General features: G+C 69.3%; 12 protein-coding genes and 1 pseudogene. 9 read left to right on the plus strand and 4 right to left on the minus strand.

The window, feature by feature from the left end; translation table 11 throughout:
- Window positions 1-73 precede the first annotated feature (73 nt).
- The 4 genes and pseudogenes from OG992_RS21860 (at window position 74) to OG992_RS21875 (ending at window position 5,380) form a co-directional block, all read left to right on the plus strand.
- Entirely contained in the window at window positions 74-1,186 is a 1,113-nt protein-coding gene (locus OG992_RS21860; RefSeq protein ID WP_266304169.1) for a ricin-type beta-trefoil lectin domain protein, read from the plus strand.
- 119 nt (window positions 1,187-1,305) lie between these two features.
- Window positions 1,306-1,641: pseudogene (locus tag OG992_RS21865) on the plus strand (DUF3455 domain-containing protein); the annotation flags it as partial.
- 63 nt (window positions 1,642-1,704) lie between these two features.
- The gene (locus OG992_RS21870) at window positions 1,705-3,321 is read left to right on the plus strand and encodes a serine/threonine-protein kinase (RefSeq protein ID WP_238687509.1); all 1,617 of its coding nucleotides are present in this window, start codon (window positions 1,705-1,707) and stop codon (window positions 3,319-3,321) included.
- A gap of 526 nt (window positions 3,322-3,847) precedes the next feature.
- Entirely contained in the window at window positions 3,848-5,380 is a 1,533-nt protein-coding gene (locus OG992_RS21875) for a non-reducing end alpha-L-arabinofuranosidase family hydrolase (protein ID WP_238687508.1), read from the plus strand.
- Between the two features lie 94 nt (window positions 5,381-5,474).
- Here OG992_RS21875 and OG992_RS21880 read toward each other — a convergent pair whose 3' ends face one another.
- Both OG992_RS21880 and OG992_RS21885 read right to left on the minus strand, forming a co-directional pair.
- Complete coding sequence (locus tag OG992_RS21880) at window positions 5,475-5,957, minus strand: trans-aconitate 2-methyltransferase (protein ID WP_238687507.1); 483 nt, start codon at window positions 5,955-5,957, stop codon at window positions 5,475-5,477.
- A gap of 227 nt (window positions 5,958-6,184) precedes the next feature.
- The gene (locus tag OG992_RS21885) at window positions 6,185-7,672 is read right to left on the minus strand and encodes an MFS transporter (RefSeq protein WP_266304170.1); all 1,488 of its coding nucleotides are present in this window, start codon (window positions 7,670-7,672) and stop codon (window positions 6,185-6,187) included.
- 299 nt (window positions 7,673-7,971) lie between these two features.
- Here OG992_RS21885 and OG992_RS21890 point away from each other — a divergent pair, with 299 nt between their 5' ends.
- Window positions 7,972-8,727, plus strand: a complete 756-nt coding sequence (locus OG992_RS21890; protein ID WP_112736771.1) for an SDR family NAD(P)-dependent oxidoreductase — start codon at window positions 7,972-7,974, stop codon at window positions 8,725-8,727.
- 77 nt (window positions 8,728-8,804) lie between these two features.
- Here OG992_RS21890 and OG992_RS21895 read toward each other — a convergent pair whose 3' ends face one another.
- On the minus strand, window positions 8,805-12,035 hold the full coding sequence (locus OG992_RS21895) for a S8 family serine peptidase (protein ID WP_266304171.1): 3,231 nt from the start codon (window positions 12,033-12,035) through the stop codon (window positions 8,805-8,807).
- A gap of 181 nt (window positions 12,036-12,216) precedes the next feature.
- Between OG992_RS21895 and OG992_RS21900 the strand changes: the two genes are divergently transcribed.
- The 3 genes from OG992_RS21900 (at window position 12,217) to OG992_RS21910 (ending at window position 15,282) form a co-directional block, all read left to right on the plus strand.
- The gene (locus OG992_RS21900) at window positions 12,217-12,717 is read left to right on the plus strand and encodes a sigma-70 family RNA polymerase sigma factor (protein ID WP_238687504.1); all 501 of its coding nucleotides are present in this window, start codon (window positions 12,217-12,219) and stop codon (window positions 12,715-12,717) included.
- Entirely contained in the window at window positions 12,710-13,402 is a 693-nt protein-coding gene (locus OG992_RS21905; protein ID WP_266304172.1) for a hypothetical protein, read from the plus strand. Before OG992_RS21900 ends, OG992_RS21905 begins: the two co-directional genes overlap by 8 nt.
- A 230-nt stretch (window positions 13,403-13,632) precedes the next feature.
- Complete coding sequence (locus OG992_RS21910; protein WP_266304173.1) at window positions 13,633-15,282, plus strand: cellulose binding domain-containing protein; 1,650 nt, start codon at window positions 13,633-13,635, stop codon at window positions 15,280-15,282.
- 88 nt (window positions 15,283-15,370) lie between these two features.
- On the opposite strand, the gene OG992_RS21915 is transcribed toward OG992_RS21910, so the two are convergent.
- Window positions 15,371-16,033 carry a hypothetical protein gene (locus tag OG992_RS21915; protein WP_238687501.1) on the minus strand — a complete coding sequence of 221 codons (663 nt, stop codon included), beginning with the start codon at window positions 16,031-16,033 and terminating at the stop codon, window positions 15,371-15,373.
- Between the two features lie 340 nt (window positions 16,034-16,373).
- On the opposite strand from OG992_RS21915, the gene OG992_RS21920 reads away from it, so the two are divergent.
- The gene (locus tag OG992_RS21920; RefSeq protein WP_266304174.1) at window positions 16,374-17,432 is read left to right on the plus strand and encodes a HupE/UreJ family protein; all 1,059 of its coding nucleotides are present in this window, start codon (window positions 16,374-16,376) and stop codon (window positions 17,430-17,432) included.
- Window positions 17,433-17,472 lie beyond the last annotated feature (40 nt).

Below are 17,472 nucleotides of genomic sequence, written 5' to 3' on the forward strand. Positions count from 1 at the left end.
CGTCATGCCGATGTCGCGGCGGTCGCGACGGCCTGACTCCTCGGTCAGCACTACCACTGCAGGGGAGAAATCTATGCGAACGAGGGCAAGATGGCTCGCGGCGGCTGCCGCACTCGGTGTTGTCCTCGCCGGGGTGCTGACCTCGACCGGCCCGGCCAACGCGGAATCCAACGGCGGGGTGCGGGTGATGCCTCTCGGCGACTCCATCACCGAGGGCACCCAGGTGCCGGGCGGGTACCGCATCGGGCTCTGGCAGCGCCTCGTCAACGGTCGATACACTGTGGACTTCGTCGGGTCGCAGTTCAACGGGCCGGCCAGCCTGGGCGACCACGACCACCAGGGACATCCCGGCTGGCGCATCGACCAGATCGACGCGAACATCGTCGGCTGGTTGAACACCCAGCGACCGCAGACCGTCCTACTGCACATCGGTACCAACGACATCTTGCAGAACTACAACGTGAGCACCGCGCCGAACCGGCTCTCCACCCTGATCGACCGGATCACCACCACGGCTCCCACAGCGGAAGTGTTCGTCGCGCAGATCATCCCGCTCTCCAACAGCAACCAGGAAGCGGCCGCGCGCACCTTCAACGCGGCGATCCCCGGCATCGTGCAGAGCAAGGTGAACGCCGGCAAGCGAGTGCGCCTGGTCGACATGCACAGCGCGCTCACCACCGCCGACCTGATCGACGGCGTCCATCCCACGTCCGGCGGGTACGACAAGATGGCTGCCCGCTGGTACAGCGCACTGCAGTCGGTGCCCGGCAGCATCGGCGAACCGGGCAGCGGCGGCGGGCAGACCACCGCGATCGTGGGCACCCTGTCCGGTCGCTGCGTCGACGTCCCCGGCTCTTCCACCACCAACGGCACCCAGGTGCAGTTGTGGGACTGTCACGGCCGCACCAACCAGCAGTGGACCTACACGAGCGGCAAGGCGCTGACCGTGTACGGCAACAAGTGCCTCGACGCCGCCGGCTATGGCACCTCCCCGGGCACCCTGGTCACCATCTACGACTGCCACGGCGGAACGAACCAGCAGTGGAACGTCAACGCCAACGGCACCATCACCGGAGTGCAGTCCGGCCTCTGCCTGGACCCGTACAACGTGGGTACGGGCAACGGCACGAAGCTCGTCCTCTGGACCTGCACCGGCCAGGCCAACCAGCAGTGGAGCCGCCGATAGCTCGTACGGTCGCGGCGGGTGGTCGGATCGTCTGTGATCCGACCACCCGCCGGCGCCTCCGCCAGGTGAATGGTCGTTCGATTCGGACCCAATTTTGATCGTTCTACGCATGCTGTCCGAGCTGGCAGTCCGAGCGGGACGGCTCACTGATCACGGCGAAGATGACCGCGGAGAGCCCACGGGCGGGAACGATCCCCGAGCTGCTGCTGACTGTGGGCACCCATGCCGGCACCGGCATTCTCGGCAACGTCGCGTACATCAGCCGTCTGCTGACGTCGGGTGGCGTCGCCCCGGCCGGCGCCTGCACCGACGGCGCGACGGTGGCCGTGCCGTACGGGGGCGGCTTCAGTAGCGTCAGCCGCGACGAGGCGACGAGCCCCGGTCGTGGCCGCCTGTCGGACGGCATCGACGGGATTCGGTGGGCGGGCGATAGGCTGCGGCCGGCGTCGAAGTGACCTAAGGGGACGGATGATGGGCGGATCGGTTCGCGCGGTGGTCGCGGTCTGCGGGCATCTGGCGTGAGCGACGGGTTGCGTCCCGGTGACCCGGCACGCCTCGGTGGGTACGAGGTGCTCGACCGGCTCGGCGACGGGGGCATGGGCAGTGTCTTCCTGGCCCGTTCGCCGCAGGGGCGGCTGGTGGCGGTCAAGGTCGTCCGTGCGGACCTCTCCCACGACGAGGAGTTCCGGGGTCGGTTCCGTAGTGAGGTGAACCGCGCCCGCCAGGTTCCACCGTTCTGCACCGCCGAGGTCCTGGACGCCGACCCGGACCATGACCCGCCGTACCTGGTGGTGGAGTACGTCGAGGGCCCCAGTCTGGCCGAGGTGGTCCGAACACAGGGCCCGCTGGGGGCGGCGCGGCTGCACAGCATTGCGGTTGGGGTGGCCACCGCGCTCACCGCCATCCACGGCGCCGGCGTGATCCATCGCGACCTGAAGCCGGCGAACGTCCTGGTCGCGCCGGGTGGAATCAAGGTCATCGACTTCGGCATCGCCCGAGCGTTCGAGGCGACGAGCCAGCACACCCGGACCAACCACATGGTCGGGACCGTCTCGTACATGGCTCCGGAGCGGTTCGACACGACGTCCGGCCGTCCGACGGGCCCGGCCGCTGACATCTTCGCCTGGGGCGCCCTGGTCGCCTACGCCGCGACCGGCCGCAACCCGTTCGGAGGCGACTCCCCTACCGCCACCGCGATGCGGATCCTCACTCAACCACCGGACCTGACCGGGCTCGGTGGGCCGTTGCGTGAGTTGGTGTCCCGGGCGTTGGAGAAGGACCCCGCTGCCCGCCCCACCGCCCGGGAGTTGCTCGACGGCTTGTTGACCGCAGCGTCTCGGGCGGGTGCCGGCGGGCCGGATCAACTCCCGGGTGCGGCGCCGCCGAGTGTGTCGCCCGCTGCGGGTGGTGATGATCAAGGCGCGCGGTCGACGCCGTCGGGTCTGGCCACGGCCGGTCGCGCGGGTTCACGCCGACGTGGCTGGCTCACCGCGCTGGGGGCGACCGCTGCGGTGATCGCCGTGCTGGTGCCCGCTTTTCTGTTCGGCCCAAAACTGTTGGGCGGGCAGTCCAAACCGGACCGGGCCAGCTCGACGCCGAGCGGTGGCCCGACGACGAGCGGGCCGGCGGCCACGACGTCCACGCCCGCGTCGGGCAAGCCGTCCGCCTCACCGTCGGCCAGCGCGGACCCGACCCAGGCCATGCTGGCCGGGCAGCGGCGAATCCTGCTGCACGTGGTGGAGATCGACCGCGACCTGTCGCTGCCGTCTCACGGCGAGGTCGAGGTCGGCAACGGAACCGGCAAGGACGCGCTGTTCGTGCTCGAACCGGTCGGTGTCGACTACATGATCAAATCGGTGAACCCGGAAATCGCCCACCGACCGTGCATCGGGGTCAAGCTCGATTCCGAGGGGGACAAGTCGCTCGTGGGAGCCGACTGTCGGCCGACCAAGGCAACGTTGTTCGCGATATACCGGGAGGGCAGGGACGACAAGGGGCGCCCCTCCTACGCCATCATCAGCGACGAGTACGGCCCGGTGCAGTGGAGCCCGACCAAGAAGGAGATCTTCGTCGAGTTTCTCGGCGACGCCCCGTTGATCACCACGTTCAGCCTGGTCGATCGAGGCGCGGTCTGACTCGGACGTACCCCGGCGCCTGCGGAAGAGCCACCCGGTGCGCCTTGGCTCGCACGCCGACGGGTTCCTGACCGTCGCCGCGCCAGCGCTCCTGCAGGTCGACCCGTCGGGCTGAGTTCATCGGCTTTGCCAGCAAGCCGTCGGCGATGGGCGGCCGTCGATGTTAACGCGCTCGCGGGGCCTCCTCAAGGGCCCGACGGTGATCCGCGCGGGGGATCTGGGGCGATGCCTGCGGGAACGCGGTTCAAGACGTCCCACCCCACGATCCGCAGCCCGGCAGCGGTAGATGTTCCCAGCACATTACGTCTTGACGAACGGCATGTTATCGCTCACAGTCGATGCCTAAGGACGACGACACCTTGGCTTTCCGGGCAAGCCCTGCCTCGTCGATCTCGAATCAGGCGTGCGCTACTGCTCGCCGGCGTCTTGTTAACGCTAACTCTCTGACGCCTGCGCGCTCGGCCACGCGTCGCGGTACGCCCACCCTCGGGCAGGCCGTTCGGCTCTTGGTCACTGGAGGAGGATCATGTCTGCCCTAGATAGGTCTCCATCGATCGCAACGCCGTCGCGGCGGCGTTGGTGGTTGCCCCGCATCCTTGCCGTCAGCGCGGCGGCGTTGATGGTCGGTGGTGCTGCCGTGACGGTGGTGTCGTCACCCGCCGCCGCGGCGACGGTCGACACGAACGCGTGGTACGTGTTGGTCAACCGCAACAGCGGCAAGGCCCTGGACGTCTACAACCTGGCCACCACCGACGGTGCGCGGATCACCCAGTGGGCCCGCAACAACGGCAACCAGCAGCAGTGGCAGTTCGTCGACTCCGGTGGTGGCTACTACCGGGTCAAGTCGCGGCTGTCCGGCAAGGTGCTGGACGTCTCGGGTCGCTCGACCGCCAACGGTGGCAGCATCGTGCAGTGGAGCGACAACAACGGCACCAACCAGCAGTTCCGGCTCGCCGATTCGGACAGCGGCTACGTCCGGTTGATCAACCGGAACAGCAACAAGGTGATGGAGGTGCAGGGCGCCTCGACCGCCGACGGCGGCAACATCGTGCAGTACGACGACTGGAACGGCACCAACCAGCAGTGGCAGTTCGTCCGCGTCGACGGAACCACGCCGCCGCCGACGACGACTCCGCCGCCGGGCGGCACGTGCGACCTTCCCTCGACGTACCGGTGGTCCTCCAGCGGAGTGTTGGCGAACCCCAGGTCGGGTTGGGTGTCGCTGAAGGACTTCACCGTCGCCCCCTACAACGGCCAGCAGCTGGTCTACGCCACCACGCACGACTTCGGGTCGAGTTGGGGTTCGATGAACTTCGGTCTCTTCTCGAACTACTCGCAGATGGGCTCGGCCAGCCAGAACGCGATGAACTCCGGCACTGTCGCGCCGTCGCTGTTCTACTTCGCGCCGAAGAACATCTGGGTGCTCGCCTACCAGTGGGGTGGGCCGGCGTTCTCCTACCGGACTTCGTCCGACCCGACCAACCCGAACGGCTGGTCGTCGCCGCAGACGCTGTTCACCGGAAGCATCACCGGCTCCGGTACCGGTCCGATCGATCAGGCTCTCATCGCTGACGGTTCGAACATGTACCTGTTCTTCGCTGGCGACAACGGCAAGATCTACCGGGCCAGCATGCCGATCGGGAACTTCCCGGGCAACTTCGGCAGCAGCTACACGACCATCATGAGCGACACCACTAACAACCTGTTCGAGGCCCCGCAGGTCTACAAGCTTCAGGGTCTGAACAAGTACCTCATGATCGTCGAGGCGATCGGTTCGACGGGCCGCTACTTCCGTTCGTTCACGGCGACCAGCCTGAACGGTTCGTGGACCCCGCAGGCCGCGACCCAGAGCAACCCGTTCGCGGGCAAGATCAACAGCGGCGCGACCTGGACCAACGACATCAGCCACGGTGAGCTGCTGCGCACCAACGCCGACCAGACGATGACCGTCGACGCCTGCAACCTGCAACTGCTCTACCAGGGGCGTTCCCCCAGCTCCGACGGCGTCGACTACGGCCTGCTGCCGTACCGGCCGGGTCTGCTGACCCTGCAGCGCTGACCCGATTTGATCAAGATCGACTGAATGGGAACGGGCGGGCTCGGCGTCACGCCGAGCCCGCCCGGCTCATGTCAACGCTGCGATCGGCCCAGGCTCATCGCAGCGGCGTGCCGGTGACACAGGTCAGCACCCGGCCCTGACCACGGGTGGCGCTCGATGTGGTCGTGGCGAAGCCGTGGGCCTCGAGCAGTGCTTCGGTCGCTGTGAGGTTCGCGGTGGCGTGCGCTTCGGTGGGTCGCTCGCCGAAGACGTAGAGCCGTCCTCCCGGTGCCAGCAGGCTGCGCATCCGAGCGATCTGCTGCGCCGCGTCGCCCAACCAGAAGAGGCTGACGTTCACCGCGAAGATCTTGGTGAAGTGGCCGGTCGGTAGGTCGGCCGACTCGAACCCCGCTCGCCGAATCTCGGCTCTGCCGGCGTCGATGTGGCTCAGGTTCCGTTCGGTCGCGAGCCGCACCATCGTCGCGGCGCGGTCGATGGCGACGATCCGACCGGTGCTGAGCTGGTCGGCGACCAGGGAGACGGCAGCCCCCCGACCGCAGCCGATCTCCAGCACCTGGTCGTCGGGCGCGACAGCCATGATCTGCACCGCCCAGCGCTGCCGATGCGCGGGTGTCGCCGGAATCGGCGCGTTCGCCGCGGGCGTCGTGTCAGCGCCGGGCGGACCCGGATCGCGGGTCGAAAGAGTGGACCTCACGACGTCACTCGCCGGTGCCTTCTCTGCCCACACCTCTGATTCCACCCTGTCCGCGGAGTCGGTGCACCGTGTCCTCGGTCACCGCGCCGGGTCGACAGGCGTGACAGCGATCAGTGCGCGGGCACCGGCGTGACGTCCCCGAGGGCGTCCGTCGGGGCCGGGACGTGCTTCGGGGCGCCGGCGTTGACCATTGCCAGGGAGACCAGTGCCGCCGCGACCACAAATCCGACGGCGACCCAGTACGCGACCGAGTAGCCGTGCATCAGCGCCTCGTTCCGCTCGTGGGCTTGTGCCGCCGGGCCACCGTGCGAGACCAGGTAGGTGGCGGCCGAGCTGGTCGCGATGGTGTTGAGCAGCGCCGTGCCGATCGACCCGCCGACCTGCTGCGACGAACTGATCATCGCGGAGGCGACACCGGCGTCCTTGGGTTCGACGCCGTGGGTGGAGATGCTCATCGCGGGCATGAACGCGGTGCCGATGCCGAGCCCGATCACCGTTTCGGCGAACGCGATCTCCAAGAAGGTGCTGTCCGCGTCGAGCAGAGCCAGCAGCACCAGACCGACCGCTGTGACGAGGTACCCGCCGACCATGATTGGCCGGGGTGCGATCCGGTGCGCGAGTCGGGCGCCGATCTGCGTGGCACCGATGGCCTGCGGCACCGCCATCGGCATGAACGCCAACCCGGCCATCACCGGCGACCACCCCTTGACCTGCTGGAAGTAGTAACTGAGCAGGAGGAACATCCCGAACATGCTGACGATCGCAAGGCCCACCGAGAGGTACGCGGCGGCCCGGTTGCGTTCGGTCAGCACGCGCATTGGCAACAGCGGGGAGGTGACCCGCGTCTGCACCACGACGAAGGTCGCGAGCAGCAGCACCCCGGCGGTGAACGATCCGATGGTCACCCCCGCCGACCATCCGCGGCTCTCGGCGACACCGAACCCGTAGACGAGGCCGACGAGTCCGGAGCTGGCCAGCAGTACGCCGGGCAGGTCGAGTCGGGCACGGTGCCGCTCGCCGTCGTCGTGGACGGTGCGGCTGGCGCCCAGGATCCCGATGACCGCGATCGGCACGAGGACGAACATCGCGAAGCGCCAGTTCAGGTACTGGGTGAGCAGCCCTCCCACGATCAGGCCGACAGCGCCGCCGGCGATCGAGACCGCGCTGAACACGCCGAACGCCTTCGCGCGTTCCCTCGGCTGGGTGAAGGACAGGGAGAGCAACGAGAGCGCGGCCGGCGCGAGCAGGGCCGCGAACACCCCCTGGAGTGCCCGGGCGAGCAGCAACATCGCGGCGTTGACGGCCAGGCCGCCGATGGCCGACGCGATCGCGAAGCCGGCCAGCGCGATCAGGAAGGTGCGCTTGCGGCCGACCATGTCACCGACCCGGCCGCCGACCAGCAGCAGACCGCCGAAGGCCAGACCGTACGCGGTCACCACCCACTGCCTGCTCCCGTCGGTGAAGTGCAGCGCCTGTTGCGCCGAGGGGAGCGCGATGTTCATGACCGCCCCGTCGAGCACCACCATCAGTTGAGCGATGGAGATGAACAACAGGGCCTTCCACCGCTGGGACTCCGGGGCGGCACGACCTGTGGGCATGATTGTTCCTTAAGAGTGGTTTGTGGGTATTCGAGCGACTCGGCCAACGTTAACCACGTTCTGGAACGACCACCAAAGAATGTGCCTGTGGTTACAGTGCCGTCATGGGTGATCTTCACGCCCAAATAAACGTATTTTCCGGCTGAGGATGCCTAATCGAGAGGCAGTCGCCGCTGCGAAGGTGGCCTCTGTGAGTGTCGTTACTTTGTCGAACGTTCCAGAAACGGTTAGCGTTCCGTCCCACGAAGAGCCCTGCGGGCCCCGTGGCGGCTCACCAGTCGAAGTGGATGTGAGACGAGATGTCTGGACGGTTGGAAGCAAAGGTGCTGGTCGTTACCGGCGGCACGCAGGGCATGGGCCTGGCGTTCGCCCAGCGGGCGGCCACGGAAGGGGCCCGCGTCGTCATCGGCGCCCGGGACAAGGACCGGGGTGAGGAGGTCGCCGCGCAGATCAGGAACGCGGGCGGCAGCGCCCTCTTCGTGCCCACCGACGTGACGGTCGAGGAGGACATGGCGCGGCTCGTCGACGCAGCGGTGACGGAGTACGGGCGGCTGGACGGCGCGTTCAACAACGCCGGCGGTGGCCCGATGGCCAGCGTGCGCGAGACCGACAGCGACAACTGGCACCGGTCGCTCGCCCTCAACCTGACGAGCGTCTTCTACGGCCTGAAGTACGAACTCCCGGCGATCATCGCCTCCGGCGGTGGCGCGATCGTCAACAACGCCTCGGTCTCCGGCGTGAAGGGCGACGGGACCCAGGCCGCCTACAACGCGGCGAAGCACGGTGTCATCGGTCTGACGCGCTCGGCGGCCCTGGACGTGGCGCGCTCCGGTGTGCGGGTCAATGCCCTGGTCACCGGCCTGATCGACACCCCGCTCTGGCAGGGCGTGGTCAGCCAGGCCCCGGAGATCGCGGAGCGCTACCTGTCGGCGCAGCCGACCGGACGAGCCGGCACCTCCGACGAGGTCGCCGCCCTCACCGCCTTCCTGCTCAGCGACGAGGCCACCTTCATCAGCGGCGCGTCCATCGCCATCGACGGCGCCCTCACCGCCTGAGCACTGAGGCACTGAGGCACTGAGGCCCGGTCCGGGGCGGCGGCTCCAGCAGCCGCCACCCCGGACCGGGCAACGCGTCAGGCGATCCGGTAGGCCCGCTGGATCGTCTGCGTGACAGTGTTGCCGGCGGTGTCGGTGGCGGTCAGTCGCAGCGAGACGAATCCGGCCCGTCGCGGATGACCGATCAGCGCGACGTTCCGGATCACCGGCAGGTCGACCCACGTCCGGCCGTCGTCGAACGACGCGGACACGGCGAGCGTCCGGTTGGGCGCGGCGGTCGAGCCGGCCTGCCGGTCCAGCGCCACCGGGATCGTCATGATCCGGCCGGTCCGTGCCGTGTTGGTGTCGTCGAGCACTGGCGTCGGGCGAACCGTCGTCAGCGGCAACCGCTCCGGCGACGTGGTGTGCGCCGAGGTGAAGGTCCAGGCCACCGAGACCGACGTCGACAGGGTGTCCGGGGCGCCTCGGGTGGCGGTCGCCTCCAGCCGGTAGGTGGCCTTCCCGGCGGGCACCGCGAACTCGGCCCACGGGCTGTCCGAGGTGCCGATCTCCTTACCGTCGCGCAGCAGTCGGAACCGCACCGGCTGGTCGTCGCGGCTCGCGGGGCGACCTGTCGCGTCGCCGAACAGGGGCACCGACGCGATCGAGATGGTGTCGCCGTCGCGGCCCGCGTACCCCAGTGGTGACAGGGTCGGCGCCTGGGTCACGGAGGGCCCGAAGGGCGCCGCGTTCCAGGTCTGGTTGTACGTACGCCCCGACCTGAATGTCGAATCCTGCGCGGTGAGGTTGTCCCCCTCGACGAACGTGGACGTCCAGACGATGCCACCGTCGGTGTTGTAGTACTCGGTGCCCTTGAACGGCAGGTCGACAGGCGTGCTCGACCCGATCGGGCCCGCGCCTCCGGGCGCCGACGCGCGGTGGAACCGGGTGGCCGTCGCCGTCGTGGACTGGCTGCGGAAGGTCGTCTTGACAGTGGCGAGGTTCTTCGGTGACAGCTTCCTGGTCAGGCCGGTGAACATGTCGCCAGTGCCGACGTACGCCAGGTCGTAGGTGTAGGGACTGTTCCGGAAGGTGCCGTCCCTGCCCGGCCGGGCGAGCCCGACGCCCAGCGTCGCGGTGAACTCGGGCGCCGCGACGGCGGGCCCGAGCCGGCCGAAGAAGACGTCCGTGAAGGACACTCCGCTGAGTTGGACGCCCGGGTAGCGCAGGCCGTCGTCCCAGTTGGCGCTCACGTTGATCGAGATCGGCGCGGCGTCGCGCTGCGGCACCGTCAACGCGACCGGCTTGGCGGTGCGGGCGTCGACCGCCTCGGTGACCGGGCCGCGTACGTCCAGGACCGGCTGCGCGAGCAGTGTCGACACGGCACCCTCGTGGATGGTGCTGTACAACGCGTACCGCCCCTTGGGCAGCCGCAGGACGCCGCCGCCCGGTGTCGCGGGGAGGGTGCTGAACTCGCCGGTGGTCAGGTTCGCCGCCACTGTCGTGTACTCGGTGGCCGGCTTGCCGTCGCGTCCGGTGTGGTTGAGCCGTACGTCGTAGCTCTCGATCTCACGGTTCAACACGAAGGGCGTCCGTACCCGCAGGTCGCCGGCGGCGGTCGCGGTCAGCGCGCCCTGGTAGACGCCGTCCGGGGCGTCCACCCGGGTGTCCACGGTGATCGTCGCCTTGGCGCTGCCGCCGGCCGGCACCACCAGCGTGGCCGGGCTGACGGTGAGCATGCCGGCCGGGGCCGGAGCGATGGCGAGCGTCAGTGTGACCGGCGCGGTGCCCGTGTTGCGGTAGCCGACGACCTGGGTGATCGGGCTGTCGTCGGCGTGCGGCCAGCGCTGCACCGGAAAGTCGATGGCGGCGATGTCGGTGGCGACCGGCTGGGCGACCGCGCGGGCGATGTCCACCCGGCCGGCGCCCTGCTCGTAGATGGTGTCCTCGCCGGTCGGCTTGGCGGAGTCCATCAGGGCGGCCTTGAGCTGCGGGCCGGACCAGTCCGGGTGTTGCCCGGCGAGAATCGCGGCGGTGCCGGCCACGTGCGGGGTCGCCATCGACGTACCCGACATGGTGGCGTAGTCGCCGCCCGGAGCGGCGGCCACGATGTCGACGCCCGGCGCGCTGATCTCGGGCTTGATGTGGTTGTCGCCGACGCGCGGGCCCCGGCTGGAGAAGTAGGCCCGCTGGTCGTCGGCGTCCACTGCGGCGACGGCGAGAGCGTCGTCGGCGGAGGCCGGCGACGAGACCGACTTCGGCTTCCCCTCGTTGCCGGCCGCGACCACGAAGAGGGTGCCGTACCGGTGGCTCAGCTCCTGGACCGCGGTCTCCAGCGGGTCGAGCCCGGGTGCGTCGTCGCCGCCCACGCTCAGGTTGACCACCCGGGTCTGCGGCGCGAGCCACTGCATGCCGGTGATGATGTCCGAGTCCTGGCACTCGGTGGTGGCGCAGACCTTGCCGACGAGCAGTTTCGCCCCCGGCGCGACCCCGCGATACCTGCCGCCGGAGGCGGCGCCGCTGCCGACGATCGTCGAGGCCACGTGGGTGCCGTGGCCGACCGCGTCGCCGGGGTCGTTGCCGCCGGTGAAGTCCCGGACCTCGGTGAGGTGGCCGGCGAAGTCGGGGTGGCTGGCGTCGATCCCGGTGTCCAGCACGCCGACGGTGACGCCGGTGCCGTCGAAACCGGCCTGCCACGCCGCCGGGGCACCGATCTGCGGCACGCTGCGATCGAGGGAGACCGTGCGCTTGCCGTCCAGCCAGATGTGGGTGACCCCAGTGGTGAGGGTGCGCGCGGACGGCGTACCTCGGGTGAGTGACGTCCAGAGGGTCACCCGGTCGTCCCGGTCCGCCCGGACCGCGAGCGCGTGCGCGGCCGGGAGGTCGGCCCGCACCCGCCCGGCACCCCCGGTGGTCGCGGTCCGTGCCCGCTCCGCCCTGTTCTCGGGGTACGCGACCAGCAGCGGCAACTCGGCCGCCCGGTCGTCGTAGCCGAACTCGCCGAGCGTGCTGAGGTCGAACAGGCGTCGGTCCAGCCGCCCGTCCCGCACCAGCGGCATCGCGTCCACCGGGATGACGTACTGGTGACCGTCCTCCCGGCTGCTCACGAACCGCATGCCGGCCCGACCCGGCCCGCGCTGGATCTGCGGGCGCCCGGCCGCGTCCAGCGAAACCCGGTCCCCGGTGATCAGGGTGAAGGTTCCGTGGGTGCCGGGGGCTGGGGCCGCCGGCGTTTCCCGCGCGTTCGCCGGTTGGGCGGTCAGGCCCGCCGCAACCAGCGCGGTCGCGAGTACGCCGGCTGTCAGGGCGCGTCGTTGCCGTCGTCGCACATCGTCCTCTCCGCCACGGGCGTCTCCCGGGTCGGCACGATGACGCCTGACCAGGTCGTTAGGTTGATCACCCTGGTGTGACAGAGACCACAATCGCGCCCCGCGCCGACGTCACCGGTTCACCCTTGCGAGTTCCATGCGGCGGTGACCAGGGGACGAGGCATGGGAGGGCACCGGTCGGATGCGTGACGCCGAAGAGTTCGACGCCCTCTACGCGGCCTGCGCGGGTCGGGTCGTGGGTCACGTGTACGCGCTCACCGGCAACCGCGCCGAGGCGGAGGATGCCGTCGCCGAGGCGTTCATGCGGGCCTGGCAGCGATGGGCGACGGTACGGGAGACGGACAGTCCGGAGGCGTGGGTCCGCCGGGTGGCCTCGCGGATCGCGGTGAGTAGCTGGCGCAAGGCGTTCAACCGGGTACGCGCGCACCGCCGGGCCGCTGTCGACCAGGGCGTGCCCGGACTGAACGAGGACCACGTCGCACTGTTGCAGGCGTTGCAGCGGCTGAGTGCCAACGAGCGCCGGGCGGTTGTGCTGCACCATCTCAACGACCTCAGCGTCGCGGAGGTGGCAGCCGAGATGGAGGCCCCCGTCGGAACGGTGAAGACGTACCTCGCCCGCGGTCGGAGAGCGATGGCCGGGTTGCTGACCGATGCGCACCAGGAGGAGACCTCCCATGGCTGATCCGCGCGACGATCTCACAGCGATCTCGGACGAGGTCCGGCGAGTCACCACGCTGCCGGGAGCGCAGACGTTGCGGCACCGCAGCGACCGGCGTCGGCGGCGTCGGGTGGCCGTCGGCGCGGCGGGGCTTGCCGTGGTGGCCCTCGCCGCTGGCACCGTCCTGGTGCAGGTACGAAACGACGTCGAGACGCCGGATGTCGGTCCGGCCAGCCAGGCCGCACCGCCAGTGGTCGTCGCGTCCGCGACCGCTTCGCCGGGGCCGCAGGAGATCCTCGGTGGCCGGCGGCAGGTCCAGATCGTGCTGCCCGGCATGCGCGGGGCCACGTTGGCGATCGACAGCGGCGGCGATCAGGTGCGGGCCACCACCGAACAGGGCATCGACGATCGGGCGCTGTGGGTGCTGCGCCCCGAGGGCGACAGGTACCGGATCCTCCTGGCGTCCGGTGCCGACGCGATCTGCATGACCGTCGTGCACGACGCCGCGCCGGGCAGCGTCCGTGGTCGGGCGTGTGATGCCGCCGCCTCGACGCAGCTCTTCCGGATCGATCAGGTTCCGGACGGCAGCTACTCGATCTTCCAGGGCAAGCGTTACGTCCAGGTGGTCGACGGCACCAACGCCCTGGTCCCCGACCTGCCCGAGGGCCTGACCACCACGTACGAGTTCCTGGACCGCGGGCCGAGGTGAGCGGCCTCGACAGCGGGGCCACGATCGAGGCGTCGGTGCGCGGCGCGGGCGTGATGCCGCCGTCGAGCCGGACGCTGGCGTCGAAAGGTTTCGACACCACGAGGCCGAAACTTTCGGAAAAACATTGACACTTCGCGATGGATTCGCTCAGGCTTGACCTGGCTGGCAATCGTGATCATCGATCTCGCTTCGTCCCTTCCTGCAACCACCACCTCGGAAGGAGACCTCTAGTGGCCATCCCCTCGGGCCGTTCCAGGACCCGGTCCACTGTCGTCGTGCTGGCGCTGGCAGCGCTCACTGTCGCCGGATCGGTATCGGTAGTGACACGAACGACGAACGCTCAAGCCGCCGTAGGCACGCTGGCCGCGGCAGTGGAGGACGAGGGCGTCGACTGCGCCGTGTCCGGTCTGCCTGACCTGGGCTCGCTGCCCACCAACGCGAAGCTCCCCGACCCCCTCAAGAAGCTGAACGGGACGACCGTCACCGCCAAGTCAGACTGGCGCTGCCGGCGGGCTGAGATCAAGGAGCTTGCCGAGAAGTTCGTCTTCGGCGAAAAGCCGGCCAAGCCCGCGACGGTCACGGGGACGGTGTCCACCAGCACCATCACCGTCAACGTGGCACACAACGGCAGAAGCTCGACCTTCTCGGCGAGGGTCGAGCTGCCCAGCGGCACCGGTCCCTTCCCCGCCGTCGTGGTGGTCGGGGGGTTCGGCGCGGACACGGCCACCATCAAGGCCGCCGGTGCTGCCGTGATCAGTTACGACCCGTTGGCAGTCGGGCGAGAGGGCACTCCCCGGACCAACAAGCAGGGCGCGTTCTACAGCATCTACGGCTCGTCGAGCAGCACCGGACTGCTCGCCGCCTGGGGGTGGGGCGTCAGCCGGATCATCGACGTCATCGAGCAGACCGACGGCAGGATCCTCAAGGCGGACGCGATGGGCGTCACCGGTTGCTCCCGTTACGGCAAGGGCGCCTTCGCGATCGGTGTGTTCGACCAGCGCATCGCCCTGACCATGCCGATCGAATCGGGCAGCGCGGGCGTCCCCATCTTTCGGGGTATCCCGGGTGAGGGCGCGCAGAGCCTGAGCAGCGCGTACGGGGAGCAACCCTGGCTGGGCGACGCGTTCGGCTCCTTCACCGGCAGCCCGAGCCGGCTCCCGGTGGACACCCACGAGATGGTCGCCATGGTGGCACCGCGCGGACTGTTCATCATGGACAACCCGCACATCGCCAACCTCGGCCCCCGGTCGGCGAGCGTCGCGGCCCTGGGTGGCGCGGAGGTCTACAAGGCGCTCGGCGTCGGTGACAACATCACCTACTGGTCCGACGTGCAGGACGGCAGCCACTGCGCCAACCGCCCCGAGTGGCGTACCCCGTTGCAGAACAACATCCGCAAGTTCCTGCTGAGGACGGGCAACGAGCCGGGCGTGATCCGGATTTCCAGTAGGGCGCTCGGCCGGTTGGCCGACTGGCGGGACTGGCCGACGCCGATCCTGACTGACGGCCCGACCACGCCACCCCCGACCACGCCACCCCCGACCACGCCACCCCCGACCACGCCGCCGCCGACCACGCCGCCTCCGGCCGGTGGTGGCTGTGCGGCGACGGTGTCGGTCAACCAGTGGACCGGCGGTTTCGTCGCCACGGTGCGGGTGAGCGCCGGCACATCGCCGGTAAACGGTTGGACGGTCACCATGACTCTGCCGTCGGGTGCCAGCATCACCAGCATCTGGAGCGCCAACCGGAGCGGTAACACCGGGACCGTTCAGTTCACCAATGTCGCCTACAACGGCGCCATCGCGTCCGGGCAGTCGACCGAGTTCGGTTACCAGGGCGCCGGCACCGGTGCGGGGATGACTCCGACCTGTTCGACCGGATGACCCACAGGCCCGGTGCGGAGGTGCACAGCCTCCGCGCCGGGTCGTCCGGCTGCCCGCCGGAGCCGGGCTGCGCGCCGGAACCCGAGCGTCAGAGCCAGACCACGAGCCCGGTCAGGTCGTTGAGGACGGCGGCCACGCCCGCCCGGATGGCCGCCGCGCACCGGTCCGCGGTGAACGAGTTCGGGTCGTACGTCGAGGACATCCCGAGCCCTTCGCCACGGAACGACGCGCCGTCCCAGTCGACAGCTGTGACGTTGTGGGTGGGCTCGGCGAGTTCCGCGCCGACCACGAGGAACTTCTCGTCCAGGTGGTTCGGGGTGACCAGCGCGAGCCCGTCGATGAGGTCGTTGCCCGCGCTGACGATGAGGTCCGGGCCCATCTCCATCGCCTTGGCGATGCTGGGAACGCTGTCGTGCGCACTGCCGACGACGATGGTCCTCAGGTCAACGTGCTCGTCATCGGCCCAGTCCTTCACCGCCGTCACGAGGGCCTTGGTCGGGTTGTCCGTACCGCTGGTCAACAGGACGACCCGGTAGTCCTTCGGCGGGTGGACGCCGGCCCACGAGCCGGGCTGGGGGGTGATGGTCGCCTCCGGCGCGGGCTTCGTGGAGGGGTCGACGAACCCCGGGCCGAGAGTGCCGATGGCGCTGGGCGCCGGACGTGGCTCGGACCAGTCGGCGCTGGAGTTGCAGGCGGTGACCAGCGCGGCGGTCGCGGCCAGCATGGCAACGGCCCGAAGCGGGGGGCGCAAGGTGATCGTCCTCCGGGTGGTGGCGGAAAGTGCGCGTACTTCTTCGTATTCCTATCTCAATTCCGGTCACCGGTAATCGGTGGACGGCCGTTCGGGGAAGTTGTTCTCCGGCGGTTCGTCGGTGCGCGGGTTGGTGTTCACCCACGGCATGCAACGTGCACTGGCCAACCGAGGGAGTCGAATGTTAGGCCGCATCCGCCGTACCGTTATCGTCGCCGCTGTCGGGTTCGCCGCAGCGGTGGTTCCGTTTCTAGGCGCCGAATCGGCGTCCGCGCACGGCTTCTCGTCGACTGTGTACGCGAAAATTGCGGCGGGAGATGAGGGTCACATTCGGACCGGGGTGGAGCTCGAATACGACCTGCTCGTCGTTTCCGCCGCGGATGCCGGCGACGACGACCCGTTCTTCCAGGCGGGAACCGCCGCGTTCGAGGCGGGCGACACCGCCGCCCAGGCCGCCGCCCTGAAGGGGCACGCGTCGGCCGTTCTCGGGTACGTCTCCGACCGATTCTCGGTGAGTTCTCGGGGTGCGGCCTGCCGGCCGATCCAGGTGGGTGACGCGACGATCGGCGAGCGCGAGGGCGTGCCGTACGCGGACCTGCTGCTCGACTGGACCTGCCCGGAGCCTGTCGACGAGCACGTGGTGCGCAGCGGCCTCTTCCCTGATGGCGAGGGCTACGTCAAGGGCACGAAGACGATAGTCACCTACGAGATCGACGGCCGTTCGGGCAGTGCGGCGCTCGACGCCGCCAACCCGTCCTTCTCGACAGCGCAGGCCTGGTACCAGCGGTTCGGCGAGTTCTTCCTCCTGGGCGCCGAGCATCTGCTGACCGGGATCGACCACATCCTGTTCCTGCTGGCGCTCATCGCCGGGTCGCGGCGGCTCCGGGAGATCGTGCTCGCGGCCACCAGTTTCACACTGGCGCACTCGGTGACGTTCATGCTCGCCGCACTCGGCCTGGTCGAGGTGCCGGGGGTGATCGTGGAGCCGATCATCGCGTTGTCGATCGCCGTCGTCGCCGGTTGGCACCTGTGGGGGATCTGGCGGCGTGGTGGGCACGCGGCCGATCTGGACACGGCCGGGCACGGCCACTTCAGCCTGGATCGGGCCGGCTGGATCCGCCTCGGCGTGGTGTTCTGCTTCGGCCTCGTGCACGGCCTCGGCTTCGCGGGCGCTCTGGGTATCGACGAGGCATGGTCGTGGACCCTGCTGTGGTCGCTGCTGGTGTTCAACATCGGCATCGAGGTCGTTCAGTTGACGATTATCGCTGTCGTCTTCCCGCTGCTGTTCGTGCTGCGCCGTCGTGCGCCGAAAGCCGGCCTCTGGGCGACCGGGGCTGTTTCCGCAGCCGTGTCCATTATGGGGTTGATCTGGTTTGTGCAGCGCGTTTCTGGATCATGAGTAGGGCTAAGTAGTTCGTGAAGTGCAGTCTTTCGCAAGA

The organism is Micromonospora sp. NBC_00362, from assembly GCF_026342155.1.
Taxonomy (GTDB): domain Bacteria; phylum Actinomycetota; class Actinomycetes; order Mycobacteriales; family Micromonosporaceae; genus Micromonospora; species Micromonospora hortensis.

Excerpts from the sequence above, each read along its gene's own strand:
- OG992_RS21860 (WP_266304169.1), top strand. The coding sequence starts at position 74 with ATGCGAACGAGGGCAAGATGGCTCGCGGCGGCTGCCGCACTCGGTGTT.
- OG992_RS21875 (WP_238687508.1), top strand. The coding sequence starts at position 3,848 with ATGTCTGCCCTAGATAGGTCTCCATCGATCGCAACGCCGTCGCGGCGG.
- OG992_RS21880 (WP_238687507.1), bottom strand. The coding sequence starts at position 5,957 with ATGGCTGTCGCGCCCGACGACCAGGTGCTGGAGATCGGCTGCGGTCGG.
- OG992_RS21885 (WP_266304170.1), bottom strand. The coding sequence starts at position 7,672 with ATGCCCACAGGTCGTGCCGCCCCGGAGTCCCAGCGGTGGAAGGCCCTG.
- OG992_RS21890 (WP_112736771.1), top strand. The coding sequence starts at position 7,972 with ATGTCTGGACGGTTGGAAGCAAAGGTGCTGGTCGTTACCGGCGGCACG.
- OG992_RS21900 (WP_238687504.1), top strand. The coding sequence starts at position 12,217 with ATGCGTGACGCCGAAGAGTTCGACGCCCTCTACGCGGCCTGCGCGGGT.
- OG992_RS21905 (WP_266304172.1), top strand. The coding sequence starts at position 12,710 with ATGGCTGATCCGCGCGACGATCTCACAGCGATCTCGGACGAGGTCCGG.